The following is an 18,896-nucleotide window of genomic DNA, read 5'->3' as shown; positions in this document are numbered from 1 at the left end:
GACATGATGACAAAGCTGACCCTGGCCGGCCTGGCGCTGCTGATATGTGGTGCGCTGGTGGCCGCGGCCTGCGCGCCGGTGCGCGCATTCGACACGGTGATGCCCAAGGACGGCGGAAGCCGGAAGGTCGCGTCCGACATAGCTTATGGCGAGGGCCCGCGCCGCCAGCTCGACGTCTATGCTCCGGTCGCGGCGGCCAAGGGAAAGCGCCCGGTGATCATGTTCATCTATGGCGGATCCTGGGCGAACGGCACGCGCGAGGGCTATCACTTCGCCGCTCGCGCGCTGTCGGCCGCCGGTTTCGTCACGATCGTCCCCGATTACCGTCTGGTGCCGGAGGTCTATTTCCCCGGCTTCGTCGAGGATTGCGCCGCAGCGGTGCGCTGGACCCGCGCGCACGCCGCAGAATATGGCGGCGACCCGGACCGCATCGTGCTCGTCGGCCATTCCGCCGGCGCCTATAATGCGGCGATGCTCGCGCTCGACCCGCTATTTCTCGGGCGCGATCGGGCCGCTATCAAAGGCTTTGCCGGCCTCGCAGGACCCTATGACTTCCTGCCGCTCGACGGGCCGATATCGGTCAGGACCTTCGGCCGCTGGCCACGGCCCCAGGAAACCCAGCCAATCCACTATGCCGATGCATCGGCACCGCCGATGCTGCTGCTGCACGGCGCGGACGACGATACGGTATGGCCGAAAAACTCTATCAACCTGGATCGCAAGCTGCGTTCGCTCGGCGTTTCGTCGCAGCTGAAGATCTATCACGACCTCGGTCATGTCGGCATCGTCACCGCCCTCGCCCGGCCCTTCCGCGGCAAGGCGCCGGTGCTGGACGATGTGACGGCCTTCGCGCACCGCGTCGCCGGGAGCTGATCTCAGTCGAGCTGCAGAATCCGGCGGGCCTGCGCCCGGACGTCGCCGAGCCGCTCCGCCGGAACTGCGAAATAGTTGGTGGTCCGGCGGGGATAGCGGTGGCTGTCGAGAAAGCCGTCCAGGGTCAGCCCCGGCGCTTCATGGGCGAGGCGGTTCGGGACGAGGACCGCATAGCTGCGATCGTCGAGGAAGGTCCACAAATCGACCTTGCCATATCCGAGTACTTCCTGCGGCCCGCTCTCGAACATGATCACCGGGCGGGTTTTCTCGATCAACGCCGCACCGCCGCGCAGCACCCCGAGTTCGGCACCTTCGACATCGATCTTGATGACGTCGGCGGCCGTTACCAAGGCATCGAGCCGACACAGCGGCACCTCGATCTCGCGGACATCGCCACGGCCCAGCGCCAGCGAGCTGTAGCCCGATCGGGCCAGGTCTATGAAGAAAGACGCCTGGCCGTCGCGATCGGACAGCGCACAGCATTCGACCCGGACGTCGCGAAATTTCGCGCGAAGCCGCTCGGCCTTCTCGGGGATCGCCTCGAACGCGATGATGCTTGCGCCCGGCTGGTGGCGCTTCACTTCGGCGACGATCGAGCCGATATGCGCGCCGACATCGATGAAGGTGCCGCCGTCTTGGACGAGGCGCGCCACCATCGTCCCGGCCAGCTGGTCATTGGCGAGCGTCCCGAGCACCTCCCTGCCGGCCGTCAGCAGCTGGTAGCGGTCGCGCAGCGACAGCGCCGCCTGCCCCAGAAAGGTTCCCAGCAGGCGTTGCCGCATCATTTGATCAGCGCTTCGTCGCGACGATCGCGTCAAGCACGGCCTTGCGCTTGGGCGTCTCCGCAATCGGCTGGCCGCTATATTCGGCGAGACCGAAATGCATCGAGGAGCCGGCCGGACTGACCGAGTGGAAGATCATAAGCAGGTCGCCGAAGCTCCTGTCCCAACCGGCAAGATAGAGCCGATAGGCGTCGCCCATGCGCGGATCGCGGTTCAGGCGGGGAATCAGCGTGCGGTCCTTGCCGGCATAGCTCGCGTGCTGGCCGCCTTCATAGCCGATGTAGCGCAGGCCGCGCGCATCGGCCATCTGCTTGAACTGACGCGCCGAAGCAAAGGTGGATTCGATCGAGCCTTCGAGCTTCGGGAACAACGGCGCGATGTCGCTGCTATCCGCCGGCGGGTCGTTGAGGAGGAGCTGTCCAAAATAGAGCGCGGTCGACAGCGCATCGGCATGGCGGGCGGTGTCCTGGTAATCGATCGCATATTGAAACAGCTGCGGCCAGCTGTTCTGACCGGACAGCACCCGCACGATCCGCTTCGGCTCACGCGCATAGATCCGTTCCCAGACCTTGAAGCCTTCCACCGAATGCTGGGCATAGCGGCGCATCCGCGCCTCATCGCCGGTCTTGCCGAGCTTGGCCGCCAGCCCCTCGGCCAAGGCCTGCCGCCCGGCGGGGAAGCTCATGTTCCAGATCTCGTTGCCGATCTCGACATAGGCGGTGCGGGCCGGATCGAGATGATCATGCACATAGCGCGCAAAGCCTTCCATATAGGCTGCATCGGCGTTCCAAGGCATCACGAACCAGGGATCGACCCCCGCTGCGTTGGCGAGCGCGACGAGATGCTCGACCGCCACGCCCTGCGGATTCGACTGGATCGTCGCGGCCGGCGGCGTGCGCAGCGACCAGTTGCCCGCTTCATTCATATTGGCCTGCTGCCAATCGAGATACCGCACCGCCTTATAGGGCCGCAGGCTGTCGACGAAGGCGGGGTCGAACAGCGCCTTGGGGTCGGCTCCAGCCTCACGACAGTCGACGTGCCGGATCGGATCGGCCGGATCGGTTGCGTCGACCCGGATCTGGGCGGTGGCGACTTCGCGTTTCCAGATGAAATCGAACCGCCCCGGCCCGGCAGCGGGACTGGCCGAGCCGATGCCGCTGACCGAGCCCTTGCCGTCATACCGGCAGTGGATGGCGACATCGCCGCGATAGGCAGCGGGCGGCTTGGTCAACGCGAGGGCCGCCTGCTCGCCCGGCTGCAGCGACAGCAGCGTGCCATTCCGATCGACCAGCCGCGGGTCGACGGCCTTCCAGGATTTGGTCGAGCGCCAGGCGCCGCTGCCCGCCACGAGATTCATGAAGGCGCGCTGGTTGGTCCAGTAGATGACCGAGGAGAGATTGATGCCGAAGGCGGTCGGCTGACGCGGCAGCGGTGCCGCCGCTGTCGCGGGAGACTCTACCGCGTTCGATGCCGGTTGCTGTTTATTGTAGCTGGTGACGCCGGCAATGGCGATGCACAGCATGAGCGCGGCCAGCAGCACTAGCATTCGCTTCATGGTCTTCTCCGCCCGCATCGCCCTCTATTGGACACAGGCGGTGGAAAAGGGAAGCAGGACCGACCGCGGGGCCGAGCGATCAGCCTCTTGGCGCGGCGGGGGCGCATGTTCTACACATGTCCGAATGCTTACCGCGCTCGCCATCAGGGACGTCGTGCTGATCGAGGCGCTCGACCTAGAGTTCGGGCCTGGTCTCGGCACACTGACGGGCGAGACCGGCGCGGGCAAATCGATCCTGCTCGATGCGCTGGGACTCGCGCTGGGCATGCGGGCGGATAGCGGACTGGTCCGTAACGGCGCCGCGCAGGCGACCGTCTCCGCGAGCTTCGAGCTGGAGCGCGATCATCCTGCCCTGGCATTGATCGACGAAAACGGCTTCGACGCGGACCCAAGCGAGGCGCTGGTGATCCGCCGCGTCGTCAAGGCCGATGGCGGCAGCCGCGCCTTCATCAACGACCAGCCCGCATCGGCCGCGACGCTCCGGGAGCTCGGCGGCATGCTCGTCGAGATCCATGGCCAGCACGATGACCGTGGGCTGATCAACCCGCGGGGCCATCGCGCCCTGCTCGATATTTTCGGCCGTCTCGACGTTGCCGGCGTCGCCGCAGCGCACCGAGGGTGGCGGGCGGCGGAGGACGCGCTGGAAACCGCGCGCAGCGACCTGGAAAACGCAGCGCGGGACCGTGAATGGCTCGATCATGCCGTCGAGGAACTCTCCCGTTTCGCGCCCGAACCGGGCGAAGAGGCGGTCCTCGCCGGCGAACGATCGGACATGCAGAAGGGCGTCAAGCTGACCGACGACCTCCAACTGGTGACGGCCCATCTCGACGGTTCGGACGGCGGACTCTCGGCGCTGCGCCAGGCGGCACGGCGGCTGGACCGCATCGCCGCCGATCATCCCCTGCTCGGCGAGGCGCTGGAGGCCCTGGACCGCGCCGTCATCGAAGCGAGCGAGGCGGAAGACAAGCTCGCCGCCGCCGCAGAGGCGATGCGCTTCGATCCCGCCAGGCTGGACCTCGTCGAAACCCGCCTGTTCGAGTTGCGCGCCCTCGCCCGCAAGCACCGCGTCGACCCGGACGGGCTGGCTGCGCTGCACGACGAACTGGCCGCGCGCCTCGACCGGATCGAAGCCGGCGACGCCGGGCTGGCCAAGCTCGAAGCGGCAGCGCGGGCGACCCGCCAGGCCTATGACGACGCCGCGGTTGGGCTGAGCGAGGCGCGGCGCGCCGCCGCGGCTCGGCTCGATGCGGCGGTGGCCGGTGAACTGGCTCCACTCAAGCTCGATGCCGCGCGCTTTCGCACCGTTGTCGAGACGCTGCCCGAGAGCGGCTGGTCTCCGGCCGGGCGTGATCGGGTGGAGTTCGAGATATCGACCAATCCCGGCGCCCCATTTGCACCACTGATCAAGATCGCCAGCGGCGGCGAACTGTCGCGATTCATCCTCGCGCTCAAGGTCGCGCTGGCCGAGCAAGGCGCTGCCACCACGATGATCTTCGACGAGATCGATCGCGGCGTCGGCGGCGCCGTGGCAAGTGCCATCGGCGAACGGCTGCAACGCTTGGCTCGCAACGCCCAGCTGCTGGTCGTCACCCACAGTCCGCAAGTCGCCGCGCGCGGCCGCAACCACTGGCTCATCGCGAAAAGCCATGACGGACTGGTCACCCGCACCGGCGTCCGTCCGCTCGACGCGGACGAACGGCAGGAGGAGATCGCGCGCATGCTTTCGGGCAACGAGGTCACCGCCGAGGCGCGGGCCCAGGCGATGCGACTGCTCGAGGCCGCCTGACCCGTAGAAGAAATCGATCCACGATTTCAGCAACCGTTCGGTTTTGACACATTCATCCGCCGTTTTGATCGGATAACAGCCGCGCGGCCTCCAGCAGCGGCCCAAGCCACTGAGAGCGTAACGAAAATCGCTGGAGACGAACGGATCGGACGTGCTATGAGCCGCAGAGCGGGCCGGGGGGCTGAGCGACACTCAAAACGGGGGGAGACGAACAGGGAGCCGTTAGTGAACGCCGAAACCCTCATCGACGGTCTCGACCGCCGTCACCTGGTGTCTGCGCTGCGCAGTCTTCGCCGCGGCGACTTCTCGGTTCGCCTTCGGGATGATTTCTCGGGGCCGGACAGCGAGATCGCACAGCTGTTCAATGAAGTCGTCGAAATCAACCAGCAGATCACCGAGGAGCTGGGGCGGCTCTCGATCGTGGTCGGCAAGGAAGGCAAGATCACCCAGCGGGGACGCGTCAAATCGGCGACGGGCGGCTGGGAGAACGCGATTCGCTCGGTCAACGAGCTGATCGAGGACATGGTCCAGCCGACCGCCGAGGTCGCGCGCGTGATCGGCGCCGTCGCCAAGGGCGACCTTTCCCAATCGATGACGGTCGAGATCGACGGGCGAGCCCTGCGCGGCGAATTCCTGCGCATCGGCAATGTCGTGAACACGATGGTGGGTCAGCTGGCGTCGTTCGCCTCGGAAGTGACCCGCGTCGCCCGCGAAGTGGGCACCGAAGGCAAGCTGGGCGGCCAGGCGACCGTGAAGGGTGTCGCCGGCACCTGGAAGGATCTCACCGACAACGTGAACCTGATGGCGGCGAACCTGACCGGCCAGGTCCGTAACATCGCCGAGGTGACCACCGCCGTCGCCTCGGGCGATCTGTCCAAGAAGATCACCGTCGAGGTGAAGGGCGAAATCCTCGAGCTTAAGAACACCATCAATACGATGGTGGACCAGCTCAATAGCTTCGCATCGGAAGTGACGCGCGTCGCCCGCGAAGTCGGTACCGAGGGAAAGCTTGGCGGCCAGGCGCGCGTCGAAGGCGTCGCCGGCACGTGGAAGGACCTCACCGACAACGTCAACCTTATGGCCGACAACCTCACCGGCCAGGTCCGCAATATCGCCGAGGTGACCACCGCCGTCGCCTCGGGCGATCTGTCCAAGAAGATCACCGTCGACGTGAAGGGTGAGATCCTCGAGCTCAAGAACACCATCAACGTCATGGTCGACCAGCTCAACAGCTTCGCCTCGGAAGTGACCCGCGTGGCCCGCGAAGTCGGCACCGAAGGCAAGCTCGGCGGCCAGGCGCAGGTGCCCGGCGTCGCCGGCACCTGGAAGGATCTCACCGACAACGTCAACCTGATGGCCGACAACCTCACCGGCCAGGTCCGCAACATCGCCGAGGTGACCACCGCCGTCGCATCGGGCGATCTGTCGAAAAAGATCACCGTCGACGTGAAGGGCGAGATCCTCGAGCTGAAGAACACCATCAACGTCATGGTCGACCAGCTCAACGGCTTCGCGTCCGAAGTGACCCGCGTGGCCCGCGAAGTCGGCACCGAAGGCAAGCTCGGCGGCCAGGCGCAGGTGCCCGGCGTTGCCGGCACGTGGAAGGATCTCACCGACAACGTCAACCTGATGGCCGACAACCTGACCGGCCAGGTCCGCAACATCGCTGACGTGACCACCGCGGTTGCCCGCGGCGACTTGTCGAAGAAGATCACCGTCGACGTGAAGGGTGAGATCCTCGAGCTCAAGAACACCATCAACGTCATGGTCGACCAGCTCAACAGCTTCGCATCGGAAGTCACCCGCGTGGCGCGCGAAGTGGGTTCCGAAGGTAAGCTCGGCGGCCAGGCGCAGGTCGAAGGCGTTGCCGGCACCTGGAAGGATCTCACCGACAACGTCAACCTGATGGCCGGCAACCTGACCGGCCAGGTGCGCAATATCGCCGAGGTGACAACAGCCGTGGCAAGAGGCGACTTGTCCAAGAAGATCACCGTCGACGTGAAGGGCGAGATCCTCGAGCTCAAGAACACCATCAACACCATGGTCGACCAGCTCAACAGCTTCGCATCCGAAGTCACCCGCGTGGCGCGCGAAGTGGGTTCGGAAGGCAAGCTCGGCGGACAGGCCCAGGTCGAAGGCGTCGGCGGCACCTGGAAGGATCTGACCGATAACGTGAACGCGATGGCGGCGAACCTGACCGGCCAGGTCCGCAACATCGCCGAGGTAACCACCGCCGTGGCCCTGGGCGATCTTTCCAAGAAGATCACCGTCGACGTGAAGGGCGAAATCCTCGAGCTGAAGAACACGATCAATACGATGGTCGACCAGCTCAACAGCTTCGCATCCGAAGTCACCCGCGTGGCGCGCGAGGTCGGCACCGAGGGTAAACTGGGCGGCCAGGCCCAGGTGCGCGGCGTCGCTGGCACCTGGAAGGACCTCACCGACAACGTCAACCTGATGGCGGACAACCTCACCGGCCAGGTCCGCAACATCGCCGACGTCACCACCGCGGTGGCAAGAGGCGATTTGTCCAAGAAGATCACGGTCGACGTGAAGGGCGAGATTCTCGCGCTGAAGGACACGATCAACGTCATGGTCGATCAGCTCAACGGCTTCGCCTCGGAAGTGACTCGCGTGGCGCGCGAGGTCGGCACCGAAGGCAAGCTCGGCGGCCAGGCGCAGGTACCCGGCGTCGGCGGCACCTGGAAGGATCTGACCGACAATGTGAACCTCATGGCGACCAACCTCACCAATCAGGTGCGGGGCATCGCCGACGTGGTGACCGCGGTGGCGCAGGGCAACCTCAAGCGCAAGCTGACGGTGGACGCCAAGGGCGAGATCGCGGCGCTGGCCGAGACGATCAACTTCATGATCGATACGCTGTCCACTTTCGGCGACCAGGTCACCAACATGGCCCGCGAGGTCGGCATCGAAGGCAAGCTGGGCGGCCAGGCACGCGTGCCGGGCGCCTCGGGCCTGTGGCGCGACCTTACCGACAACGTCAACGCGATGGCGACCAACCTGACCAACCAGGTGCGCTCGATCGCCGACGTGGCGACCGCGGTCACCAAGGGCGACCTTACCCGCTCGGTGGCGGTGGAAGCCTCGGGCGAGATGGCTGCGCTCAAGGACAACATCAACGAGATGATCCGCAACCTCAAGGAACAGACCTTGAAGAATGCGGAGCAGGATTGGCTGAAGACCAACCTCGCACGCTTCTCGCGGATGCTGCAGGGCGAGCGCGACCTGACCACAGTGTCGAACCTGATCATGTCCGAACTGGCACCGCTGGTGAACGCGCAATATGGGGTGTTCTACGTCGCCAAGCGCGAGGAGAATGAGACGGTCCTCGAACTGGCGGCGAGCTATGGCGCCGAAAAGCGCGAGGAGCTGAAGCCCGTCTTCAACCTGCGCGAGGGACTGGTCGGCCAAGCCGCCGCCGACAAGCGGCCGATCCTGCTGAAGAACGCACCCGCCGACTTCGTCCGGATCGGTTCCGGCCTCGGCCACGCCGCGCCCGCCAACGTCAACATCCTGCCGGCGCTGTTCGAGGACGACGTCAAGGCGGTGATCGAACTTGCCTCGTTCAGCGAGTTCAACGAGACCCACCAGAGCTTTCTCGACCAGCTGATGGAATCGGTCGGCATCGTGCTCAACACGATCGCCGCGACGATGCGCACCGAAGGCCTGCTCAAGCAGTCCCAGCTGCTGACCCAGGAGCTGCAAGCACGCCAGACCGAACTTACCACAAAGCAGGAAGAGCTTCACGCAACCAACGAGGAACTGCAGGAAAAGGCGCAGCTTCTCGAGAACGAGAAACGCCAGGTCGAGGCGAAGAACCTCGAAATCGACATGGCCCGCCGCGCCGTCGAGGAGAAGGCCGAGCAGCTCGCCCTCACCTCCAAGTACAAATCCGAGTTCCTGGCCAACATGTCGCACGAGTTGCGTACACCGCTCAATTCGCTGCTGATCCTGTCGAAGCTGCTGGCGGACAATCCGCAGGGCAATCTCAACGAGAAGCAGACCGAGTTCGCCCGCACCATCCACTCGGCCGGCTCGGATCTGTTGAGCCTGATCAACGACATCCTCGATCTGTCGAAGATCGAGTCGGGCACCGTCTCGATCGAACTCGGGGACATGCCGATGAACAGCCTCAAGCAGCATATGGAGCGGACCTTCCGCCAGCTTGCGGCCGACAAGAATCTCGAGTTCCGGGTTGAGTTCGAAGGCGCCCTGCCCGGCGCGATCCGCACCGATGAAAAGCGCCTGCAGCAGGTTGTGCTGAACCTGCTGTCCAACGCCTTCAAGTTCACCGCGCATGGCAGCGTGACGCTTGCGGTTCGCAATGCCACGGCGGGATGGAGCACCAATCACCCAGTGCTGCGTAATGCCGACGGCGTGGTGGAGATTGCGGTCACGGACACCGGCATCGGCATTCCGAAGGATAAGCAGAAGCTCATCTTCGAGGCATTCCAGCAGGCCGACGGCACGACCAGCCGCAAATATGGCGGAACCGGGTTGGGCCTTTCGATCAGCCGCGAAATCGCGCGGCTGTTGGGCGGCGAGCTGCAGGTCCGGTCGACCCCCGGCTCAGGCTCGACCTTCACCCTGTTCGTTCCCACTCAAGCGATCGCCCCGGCGGCAATCAGCGGCGGCGGTGCGACCGCGCGCTACGACAATAGCGGCGCGAACGTGCCTAACGCCCTGCCCGCGCCGATGGAGGTAACCGACGACCGCGACGGCATCGGCGATGCGCCGTTCGTTCTCATCGTCGAAGACGACCCGGCTTTCGCATCCATCCTGCTCGACGTGGCGCATGAGGCCGGGCTCAAGGGCGTGATCTCCACCGCGGGAGCCGGCACTCTCAACACGGTGCGCAAGATGCAGCCGAACGCGATCACGCTCGACCTCGGCCTGTCAGACATCGATGGCTTCGTGCTGCTCGACCTGCTGAAGCATGACCCCCAGACGATGCGCATCCCGGTCCATGTCATTTCGGGCGCTGACCGATTGGCGGAAGCGCAGGTCCTGGGTGCGATCGGCATCACCGAGAAACCAGCGACGACGGGCCAACTGAAGGATGTCTTCTCCGCCCTGGCCGAACTGGCGAGAAACCAGCCGCACAATCCTTCGCTGACCCTGATCGACCGCGACGGCACCAGTCCATCGCCCCGCGCGGTGCCCGAGCTGGCCGGCGCCAAGATACTCATTGTCGACGACGATATCCGAAACATCTATTCGCTGACCAGCGTGCTCGAAAGCTACAATGTCGAGGTCCTCCACGCCGAACGCGGGCAGGACGGCATCCTCATCCTCGAACAGACGCCTGGTATCGATATCGCGCTGATCGACATCATGATGCCAGAGATGGACGGTTACGAGACGATGCAGCAGATCCGCCATCGTCCGAAGCTGGCCGATCTACCGCTGATCGCGGTCACGGCCAAGGCGATGAAGGGCGACCGGCAGAAATGCCTCGACGCCGGCGCATCGGACTATATCGCCAAGCCCGTCGACATCGAGCTGCTGCTCGCGCTGCTCAGAGTCTGGGTCGGCCGTTCGCGCGAATGGTCCGCCGAAGAACTTGCCCACTCGGCCGCCGAGTGATTGCGCGAATGCCGGTGAAAAACGACAGCGCCCCTATGAAGGGTTCCGATGCCTTCGGCGACGAGCGGGCGAGGATACTCGTCGTCGACGACGACGAACGCAACCTGCTCGCCTTGCAGACCGTGCTTGAGGATGTCGCCGACGTCGTTCTCGCGCGATCGGGCGAGGAGGCGCTGCGGCACCTTCTGAAAGGCGAGTTCGCGGTCATCCTGCTCGACGTCTATATGCCGATGATGGATGGGTATGAGACCGCCCAGATCATCCGGGGCCGCGAGCAGACCAAGCGCATCCCGATCATCTTCCTGTCGGCCGTGAACAAGGAGACAGAGCATCTGATCCGCGGCTATTCGATGGGCGCGGTCGATTATGTGTTCAAGCCGGTCGAGCCGGTGGTGCTGCAATCGAAGGTGGCGGTGTTCGTCGACCTCTACCAGATGCGCCGCGAGATCCAGCGCAAGGCCCGCGCCGAACAGCTGCTGCTCGACGAGAATCTGCGGGCCAATGCGGAACTGCTGCGTACCGAACAGGAGCTGCGGCTGGCCGAGCAACGCCAGCTTGCGATAATCGAGTCGCTCCCGATCATGCTCTATCTCGAGGATCCGCACGCATCGCCGCGGGTGCCAAAATATGTCAGCGGCAATTTCAAGGTCCTCACCGGTTTCGAGTTCGACGATCTCCGGCATTCTCCCGACCTCTGGCGCAAGCGGCTCCATCCCGACGACCGCCAGCGTGTCGAGCAGGCGATGGCGGGCCGGGCCGAGGGCCAGGGCCTCGCCGTTGAATATCGCTGGCAGTGCGCCGACGGGAGCTACAAGCATTTCCTCGACCAGGCCGTGCTTCTCCACGATGCCGAGGGACTCCCCTTCGAGCTCGCCGGAACCCTGCTCGACGTCACCGATCGCAAGGAGCTCGAAATCCAGCTGCTGCAATCGCGCAAGATGGATGCGATCGGCAAGCTGACCGGCGGCATCGCGCATGATTTCAACAACCTGCTCGCGGCGGTTCTCGGCGGCCTCGGCATGATCGAGCGCCGCGTTGCGCTGGAGGACGACCAGCGCAAGATCATTACCATGACGAAGCGCGCCGCCGAGCAGGGCGCCGAGCTCGTCGCGCGGCTGCTCGCCTTCGCCCGCAAGCAGCGACTGGAACCGGCGCCGATCGACGTCGCGGCGCTGGCCGGCGCCGTCAACGATCTGCTCGCCCACACGCTCGGCGGGCTCATCGAGCTGCAATGGAATACCGATAGCGGCGTCTGGCATGCATATGCGGACGATGCGCAGCTCGAACTCGCGTTGATGAACCTCATCATCAACGCGCGCGACGCCATGCCGCAGGGCGGTACGATCACCGTCTCCGTCTCGAACCAAGCGCTTGCGCACGACCATGCCGGGCTGAAGGCGGGCAGCTATGTCGTCTTCGAGGTCGCCGATATCGGGGCCGGCATCCCGCCCGACATGATCGAGCGCGTGATGGAGCCGTTCTTCACCACCAAGCCCGTCGGCAAGGGCACCGGGCTGGGGCTCAGCATGGTCTACGGGTTTGCGCAGCAATCGGGCGGCACGATGCGGATCGACAGCCGGCTGGGCGAAGGCACCAGGGTCCAGATCTGGCTGCCGCGTGCGCCAGACGCTTCGGCGCAGCTGGAGGAGATCGAGAGCCCCGCGCTGCCGATGGAGACCGCCAATCCGCGCGCGATATTGCTGGTCGACGATCATGAAGGCGTCCGCGCCACATCGGGCGCGATGCTGAGCGACATCGGTCATCGGGTTACGACCGCTGCCGACGGCTTCGAGGCGCTGACACTCCTGAGCGACGGCACATGGCCGGTGGACGTCCTGATCACCGACTATGCCATGCCGCAACTGGCGGGGACGGAACTGGTCCGCCGCGCCCGGCAGACACGCCCGGGGCTGCCCGCGATCATCATCACCGGCAATGCCAATGCCTCCGAGCTGGGCGAGCTGGACGACCGCGTGGCGCTGCTCTTCAAGCCCTTCACCGCGGATCAGATGCAACGCTCCATAGCGGCGCTGGTTAGTGCGCCTCTGGAGACGAAAGTGGCGTGAGGTCCGATTGGGCGAGCGCGTCGGGAGAGCGCGACACGCGTGGTTCAAATTGAACCCAAGCGACGCGACCTGATCTGTTCAGGCTGAATCAGCCTGAACCGTGAATCTAGGTCTAAACCATATAGGAGAGCCTGATTCACGCTTTCGGTGGAAGCGCTCAGCGCTTCCACCTTAAAGGATCAGGCTCTAGAACGCGGCGATGACAACCGAATCCCAGGCTGCCGAGCGGCTCGCCTATCTCGCGGCCGAGATCGGGCGCCATAATGCCCTTTACCATCGCGATGACGCGCCGGAGATCACAGACGCCGAATATGATGCGCTGGTCCGGGAAAACGGGGCGCTGGAGGCAGAGTTTCCCCAGCTCGTCCGTCCGGATTCGCCGTCGAAGCTGGTGGGGGCGGCGCCGTCCGGACATCTTGCCAAGGTGACGCACGCCGCGCCGATGCTCAGCCTCGACAATGCTTTCGCCGACGAGGATGTGGTTGATTTCGTCGGGCGCGTCCGCCGCTATCTCAGCCTGGCGGCCGACGAACCGGTTGCACTCACCGCCGAGCCCAAGATCGACGGGCTGTCCTGCTCGCTGCGCTATGAAGAGGGCGTACTGGTGCTCGCCGCGACGCGCGGCGATGGCTCGGTAGGCGAAGACGTCACCGCCAATGTCCGCACGATCGACGACATCCCGCAACGGCTGAAGCAGAACGCCCCGGCGGTGTTCGAAATCCGCGGCGAAGTCTATATGGCGAAAGGGGATTTCGCAGCACTCAATGCCCGCCTGCTTGAGGAAGCCGAAGATCCCGCGAAGGCCCGGCAGTTCGCCAATCCCCGCAACGCCGCCGCCGGATCGTTGCGCCAGAAGGACTCGTCGGTCACTGCCGCCAGGCCGTTGCGCTTCCTCGCCCATGGCTGGGGCGAAGTCTCGGCGCTCCCGGCGGAGACGCAGAAGGAGGTGATGAACGCCATCGCCGATTGGGGCGTGCCGGTTTCGGACGATCTCGTCCGGGTCGACGGTGAGGCCGCGGCCCTGGCGCATTATCGCGGCATCGAGGCACGCCGCGCCGATCTGCCGTTCGACATCGACGGCGTGGTCTACAAGGTCGATCGCCTTGACTGGCAGAAGCGGCTCGGCTTCATCGCCCGCGCGCCGCGCTGGGCGATCGCGCATAAATTTCCCGCCGAGAAGGCGCAGACGCTGCTCAACGCGATCGACATCCAGGTCGGCCGCACCGGCAAACTGACCCCGGTGGCGCGCCTTGAGCCGGTGACGGTCGGCGGCGTCGTCGTCACCAACGCGACACTGCACAATGCCGACGAGATCGGACGGCTCGGTGTCTGGCCCGGCGACCGTGTAATCGTCCAGCGCGCCGGCGACGTGATCCCGCAGATCGTCGATAATCTGTCGCGCGACGAGAGCCGCGGCAGCTGGCCCTTCCCGGAGATCTGTCCGGAATGCGGATCGGCGGCCGAGCGGGAGCCGGGCGAAGTCGACTATCGCTGCACCGGCGGGCTGATCTGCCCGGCCCAACGCGTTGAGCGGCTTCGCCACTTCGTGTCCCGCCACGCCCTCGACATCGAAGGCCTCGGCCTCGTCCATATCGAAAGCTTCTTTCGCGACCGGCTGGTCGAAGCGCCGGCCGACATCTTCCGTCTGACCAAGGACATTCTGCTGTCCCGGGAGCGCTGGGCGGAGGTGTCGGCGGCCAACCTGATCGCGGCGATCGACGCGAAACGGTCACCGCCGCTCGATCGCTTCCTGTTCGCGCTGGGCATTCGTCATGTCGGCGAGGTGACGGCGCGCGATCTCGCCCGCCGCTATCGCAGTTGGGACGCGCTGAAAGGGATGATCGATCGCGCGGTTGCCGCACGCGAGGCGGCCGTTCAGGCCATCGGCGAAAGCGATCAAAAGTTCGCGGCGCGCGTGGCGAAGGAGCTCGCGGCGATCATCGAGACCCCCGGCGTAGGGCCGGAGGTCGCCTTCGCCCTGATCGACTTCTTTGCCGAACCGCATAATGCCGCCGCCGTTGCCGACCTGCTCGACCAGCTACAGCCGGCAGACGTCATCCATGAGACACGGGCATCGGCCGTCAGCGGCAAGACCGTGGTCTTCACCGGCTCGCTCGAGACTATGTCACGCGACGAGGCCAAATCCCAAGCCGAAGCGCTGGGCGCTAAAGTATCGGGATCGGTTTCGGCAAAGACCGATCTGGTCGTGGCGGGTCCAGGCGCCGGATCGAAGCTGAAAAAAGCGGCGGAGCTGGGCATCGATGTTGTCGACGAAGCAGGATGGGCAGACATCGTCGCAGCGTCGCGGTGAATCCCGCCCGGGTTCTCCGTGACTTCTTCCGCAAAAGTACGGGGAGCCGGCCATTTTCTCTTGCGACCGTCCCACAGACGCCTAATAAATCCGCATGGGGGTCGTCAGGCATCGCATTCCGTTCCTGGCCGTGGTCGGTCTGGCGGTCGCCATGCTGGCTGTCATCGCGGCCCTGTTTCTGACGCGCGAGCAGAGCCGATCGGGAGAATGGGCGGCACATTCGCTCCGTGTCGAAGTCCAGCTTACCGAACTTACCGATCATGTCCGCGCGATCGAATCCGATCATCGCGGCTATGTGCTGACCCGCGATCGGCGCATGAAGGCCCAGCTGGTCCAGCTGGCAAGCGAACTTGGTCCGGCAGTAGACCGGCTGCAGCAGGAGATCCGCGACAATCCAACGCAGCTCGCCAATATTGCTCCTCTCCGCAAGACGCTCAATGCCAAGGTGGCTTTTGCCATGCGCGGCGTGGCCGCCGTCGACGCTGGCGAACTGCAGGATGAAGTCGCCCGGATCGAGTCCGGCGAAGGCTTCCGGCGCATGCAGGCGGCGCTCCGCGTGATAAACCGCATGATCAAGGAAGAGGAAAAGCTGCTATCCGAACGGCAGCGTAGCGCCGAATTGCTGGTGCGGATCCTGGGCGGGACGCTGGTCGCCACGGTGCTGGTCGTGCTGCTGGTCGCTTCGATCATCATCACCGACAGCGGAAAGCGCGAAGGCGAGCTTCTGGCGGCGCGTGACGAAGCGATCGGCGCCGAGCGGAAGCTGCGCGATCAGATGGCGGCGCGCGAGAACGCCGAGGAGCAAATTCGCCAGATGCAGAAGATCGAGTCGATCGGGCAGCTGACCGGCGGAATCGCGCATGATTTCAACAATATGCTCGCCATCGTGATCGGTAGCCTCGATCTTGCCAAGCGACGCCTCAACGATCCCGAACGGCTCGAGCGCAATATCGACGCTGCCTATGAGGGTGCCGAGCGCGCCGCCTCATTGACTGCACGGCTGCTCGCTTTTTCCCGGCAGCAACCGCTCGCGCCGCTGACGCTCGACGTCAACAAGCTGGTTGCCGGCATGTCCGAACTGCTGCAGCGGACGCTCGGCGAGGAATATATGATAGAAACCGTCCTCGCCGGCGGACTGTGGCGAACCTTCGCCGACCCCGGCCAGCTGGAAAATGCAATCCTCAACCTGGGCGTCAACGCGCGCGATGCGATGGCCGGCGGCGGGCGTGTGACGATCGAAACGGCGAACGCCTATCTCGATGACGAATATGCCAGCACCCGCGGCGGTGTCGTAGCAGGTCAATATGTGATGCTCAGCGTCACCGACTCCGGAACCGGCATGACTCCCGAGGTAGCGGCCCGCGCGTTCGATCCCTTCTTCACAACCAAACCCGTCGGCAAGGGCACCGGCCTCGGCCTAAGCCAGATTTTCGGGTTCATGAAGCAGACCGGCGGCCATGCCGCGATCTATTCCGAACCCGGACAGGGCACCACGGTAAAGCTGTATCTGCCTCGCCATCATGGCGAGGCCGTCACCCCGCTGGACCGCCTGAGCCATGACAAGACAGCCGTGCCGCAGGCGCGGCGGGGCGAGGTGATCCTGGTCGTCGAGGACGAGCAGCGGGTCCGCCACTTCTCCGTCGATGCCCTACGCGACCTTGGCTATCTCGTAGTCTCGGCCGCCAATGGCACCGAAGCGCTGGAGGCGCTCGCCGAACAGCCGACCATCGACATGCTCTTCACCGATATCGTGATGCCCGAGATGAACGGCCGCAAACTCGCCGACAATGCGCTGGCGATGCGCCCGGACCTGAAAATCCTGTTCACGACCGGCTATACCAGAAATGCCGTCGTTCATAATGGCATGCTCGATGCCGGCGTGGCCTTTCTGCCCAAGCCCTTCAGCGTAACCCAGCTGGGCGTCAAGATACGCCAGGTGCTCGACAATGGCGGCGCGAACCGGCCGGTGTAACTCCTGATACCGTCCGATCCGCCTCCTGTGCCGGACGACCAGTCTTGTGCGGGTGGACACCCCCCTCTATCCGTCGACGCATGTTCCACAAAATTATCGCCGCGCTCGCCGGCTTCATCATCGCGGTGATTTCCAGCGGCGGCTATGGCGGAATCGTCATCCTGATGGCGATCGAGAGCGCCTGCATCCCGTTGCCGTCGGAGATTATCATGCCGTTCGCCGGCTATCTGGTGTCGACCGGGCAATTCAATCTCTATTTGGCGGCGACCGCCGGTGCGATCGGCTGCAACCTCGGATCGATCTTCGCCTATGAGCTGGGAAAGCGTGGGGGGCGGGCCGTTGTCGACCGCTGGGGCCGCTATGTGCTGATGAGCCATGCCGATCTCGATCGCGCCGAGCGCTTCTTCGTGCGCTGGGGCGACCTGACCGTGCTGATCTGCCGGCTGCTGCCGGCCGTGCGTTCGTTCATCGCCTTTCCGGCGGGCGTGGCGCGCATGCCGTTGCTGCGCTTTCATGTCTATACATTTGCCGGATCCTGGCCGTGGTGCTTCGGTCTCGCCTGGGTGGGCATGAAGCTGGGCGACCAGTGGCGAACCGATCCGCGACTGAGCGGCCTGCTCCACAAGCTCGACATAGTGATCGTCGGTGCGATCGTCGCCGCCGCGATCTGGTTCATTTGGCACCGGCTGAAGAGGCCGGCCCCCAGCGCATGAACCCCGTCTACGCCGCGCTGCCGACCACCATCTTCGAGAAGATGTCGGCAATCGCGCGCGAAACCGGCGCGATCAATCTCGGCCAGGGCTTTCCCGACGCGCCGGGCCCGGACGATATCCGCCGGGCAGCCRCCGACGCGCTGTTCGAGCGATCCAATCAATATCCGCCGATGCTCGGCATAGCCGAGCTGCGCCAGGCCATCTCCGATCATTATCGCATGCGCCACGGTCTCGACCTCGACTGGCATTCGGAGGTTGTAGTCACGTCCGGCGCGACCGAGGCGATCTCGGCGGCGATTCTGAGCCTGATCTCGCCGGGCGACGAGGTGGTGCTGATCCAGCCGCTCTACGACGCTTATATGCCGATGGTCCGGCGCGCGGGCGGAATCCCCCGGCTGGTGAACCTCGAACCGCCGTTGTGGACGCTGGATGCGCCAGCCCTCGATGCGGTGATGGGGCCGCAAACGCGGCTGATCATCTTCAACAATCCGGCCAACCCCACCGGCAGGATGTACGATCGCGCCACGCTCGAGCTGATTGCGGAACGCTGCATCCGGCACGAGGTGATCGCGCTATGCGACGAGGTGTGGGAGCATGTCATCTTCGACACGGAGCATATCCCCCTGATCACCCTGCCCGGCATGCGCAACCGCACCGTGAAGATCGGATCGGCCGGCAAGATCTTCGCGCTCACCGGCTGGAAAGTCGGCTGGATGGTCTCGGGAAAGGCGCTCGCCCGCCAGGTTGCCAAGGCCCACCAGTTCATGACCTTCACCACGCCGCCCAATCTGCAATGGGCGGTGGCGCAGGGGCTGGGAAAGCCCGCATCCTGGTTCGAGGAAATGCGCGCGGGCTTTGCGCGGTCACGTTCAAGACTGGTCGCGGGACTGGAGGCCGCGGGCTATGCGGTCCTGCCGAGCCAGGCGACGTGGTTCGTGTCGGTCGATCTGGCGGCATCCGGGATCGCGATGGACGACGCGGACTTTGCCGATCTCATGGCGCTCGCAGGCGGGGTAGTGACGATACCCGTATCGGCGTTCTTCGAGGAGACCCCGGTCCGCAACATCCTGCGGCTATGCTACTGCAAGGACGATGCGACGCTGGACGAAGCAGTGACGCGACTGGCGGCTATGCGGACGAGATTGGTGCCCTAGCCCTCTCCTCCGGGCTCCCGGATTAACACTTCGCCGCTCGCACGAAGAGATCGTTCGAACACAGGAACCTATCCAAG

10 protein-coding genes are annotated in these 18,896 nt (G+C 64.9%); 8 read left to right on the top strand and 2 right to left on the bottom strand.

Going from position 1 to position 18,896, the window contains the following annotated elements:
- Positions 1–6 precede the first annotated feature (6 nt).
- Entirely contained in the window at positions 7–873 is an 867-nt protein-coding gene (locus AC1DQK_RS15955; protein ID WP_477872263.1) for an alpha/beta hydrolase, read from the top strand.
- A 2-nt stretch (positions 874–875) separates the two neighbouring features.
- On the opposite strand, the gene AC1DQK_RS15950 is transcribed toward AC1DQK_RS15955, so the two are convergent.
- A complete protein-coding gene (locus AC1DQK_RS15950; RefSeq protein ID WP_477872261.1) occupies positions 876–1,658 on the bottom strand; it encodes an FkbM family methyltransferase in 783 nt (260 codons plus the stop codon).
- A gap of 4 nt (positions 1,659–1,662) precedes the next feature.
- The gene (locus tag AC1DQK_RS15945; RefSeq protein WP_477872259.1) at positions 1,663–3,210 is read right to left on the bottom strand and encodes a hypothetical protein; all 1,548 of its coding nucleotides are present in this window, start codon (positions 3,208–3,210) and stop codon (positions 1,663–1,665) included.
- A 124-nt stretch (positions 3,211–3,334) separates the two neighbouring features.
- Here AC1DQK_RS15945 and recN point away from each other — a divergent pair, with 124 nt between their 5' ends.
- From recN to AC1DQK_RS15910, 7 genes are all read left to right on the top strand, one after another.
- Positions 3,335–4,996 (top strand): DNA repair protein RecN, encoded by a 1,662-nt coding sequence (gene recN, locus AC1DQK_RS15940; RefSeq protein ID WP_477872257.1) that lies wholly within the window; start codon positions 3,335–3,337, stop codon positions 4,994–4,996.
- 225 nt (positions 4,997–5,221) lie between these two features.
- On the top strand, positions 5,222–10,603 hold the full coding sequence (locus AC1DQK_RS15935) for a HAMP domain-containing protein (RefSeq protein ID WP_477872255.1): 5,382 nt from the start codon (positions 5,222–5,224) through the stop codon (positions 10,601–10,603).
- A gap of 35 nt (positions 10,604–10,638) precedes the next feature.
- Positions 10,639–12,669 carry a response regulator gene (locus AC1DQK_RS15930; protein WP_477872253.1) on the top strand — a complete coding sequence of 677 codons (2,031 nt, stop codon included), beginning with the start codon at positions 10,639–10,641 and terminating at the stop codon, positions 12,667–12,669.
- 199 nt (positions 12,670–12,868) lie between these two features.
- The gene (ligA, locus tag AC1DQK_RS15925) at positions 12,869–14,980 is read left to right on the top strand and encodes an NAD-dependent DNA ligase LigA (protein WP_477872251.1); all 2,112 of its coding nucleotides are present in this window, start codon (positions 12,869–12,871) and stop codon (positions 14,978–14,980) included.
- Between the two features lie 94 nt (positions 14,981–15,074).
- Positions 15,075–16,952 carry a CHASE3 domain-containing protein gene (locus AC1DQK_RS15920; RefSeq protein ID WP_477872249.1) on the top strand — a complete coding sequence of 626 codons (1,878 nt, stop codon included), beginning with the start codon at positions 15,075–15,077 and terminating at the stop codon, positions 16,950–16,952.
- An 80-nt stretch (positions 16,953–17,032) separates the two neighbouring features.
- The gene (locus AC1DQK_RS15915; protein WP_477872247.1) at positions 17,033–17,665 is read left to right on the top strand and encodes a DedA family protein; all 633 of its coding nucleotides are present in this window, start codon (positions 17,033–17,035) and stop codon (positions 17,663–17,665) included.
- Positions 17,662–18,819 carry an aminotransferase gene (locus AC1DQK_RS15910; RefSeq protein ID WP_477872245.1) on the top strand — a complete coding sequence of 386 codons (1,158 nt, stop codon included), beginning with the start codon at positions 17,662–17,664 and terminating at the stop codon, positions 18,817–18,819. The genes AC1DQK_RS15915 and AC1DQK_RS15910 overlap by 4 nt, the downstream gene beginning before the upstream one ends.
- Positions 18,820–18,896: the final 77 nt, after the last annotated feature.

Source organism: Rhizorhabdus sp. P4_G5 (assembly GCF_056401065.1).
This window is presented reverse-complemented; position numbering and strand designations above follow the sequence as displayed.

Excerpts from the sequence above, each read along its gene's own strand:
- ligA (WP_477872251.1), top strand. The coding sequence starts at position 12,869 with ATGACAACCGAATCCCAGGCTGCCGAGCGGCTCGCCTATCTCGCGGCC.
- AC1DQK_RS15955 (WP_477872263.1), top strand. The coding sequence starts at position 7 with ATGACAAAGCTGACCCTGGCCGGCCTGGCGCTGCTGATATGTGGTGCG.
- AC1DQK_RS15950 (WP_477872261.1), bottom strand. The coding sequence starts at position 1,658 with ATGATGCGGCAACGCCTGCTGGGAACCTTTCTGGGGCAGGCGGCGCTG.
- AC1DQK_RS15915 (WP_477872247.1), top strand. The coding sequence starts at position 17,033 with ATGTTCCACAAAATTATCGCCGCGCTCGCCGGCTTCATCATCGCGGTG.
- AC1DQK_RS15920 (WP_477872249.1), top strand. The coding sequence starts at position 15,075 with ATGGGGGTCGTCAGGCATCGCATTCCGTTCCTGGCCGTGGTCGGTCTG.
- AC1DQK_RS15930 (WP_477872253.1), top strand. The coding sequence starts at position 10,639 with ATGAAGGGTTCCGATGCCTTCGGCGACGAGCGGGCGAGGATACTCGTC.
- AC1DQK_RS15945 (WP_477872259.1), bottom strand. The coding sequence starts at position 3,210 with ATGAAGCGAATGCTAGTGCTGCTGGCCGCGCTCATGCTGTGCATCGCC.
- recN (WP_477872257.1), top strand. The coding sequence starts at position 3,335 with ATGCTTACCGCGCTCGCCATCAGGGACGTCGTGCTGATCGAGGCGCTC.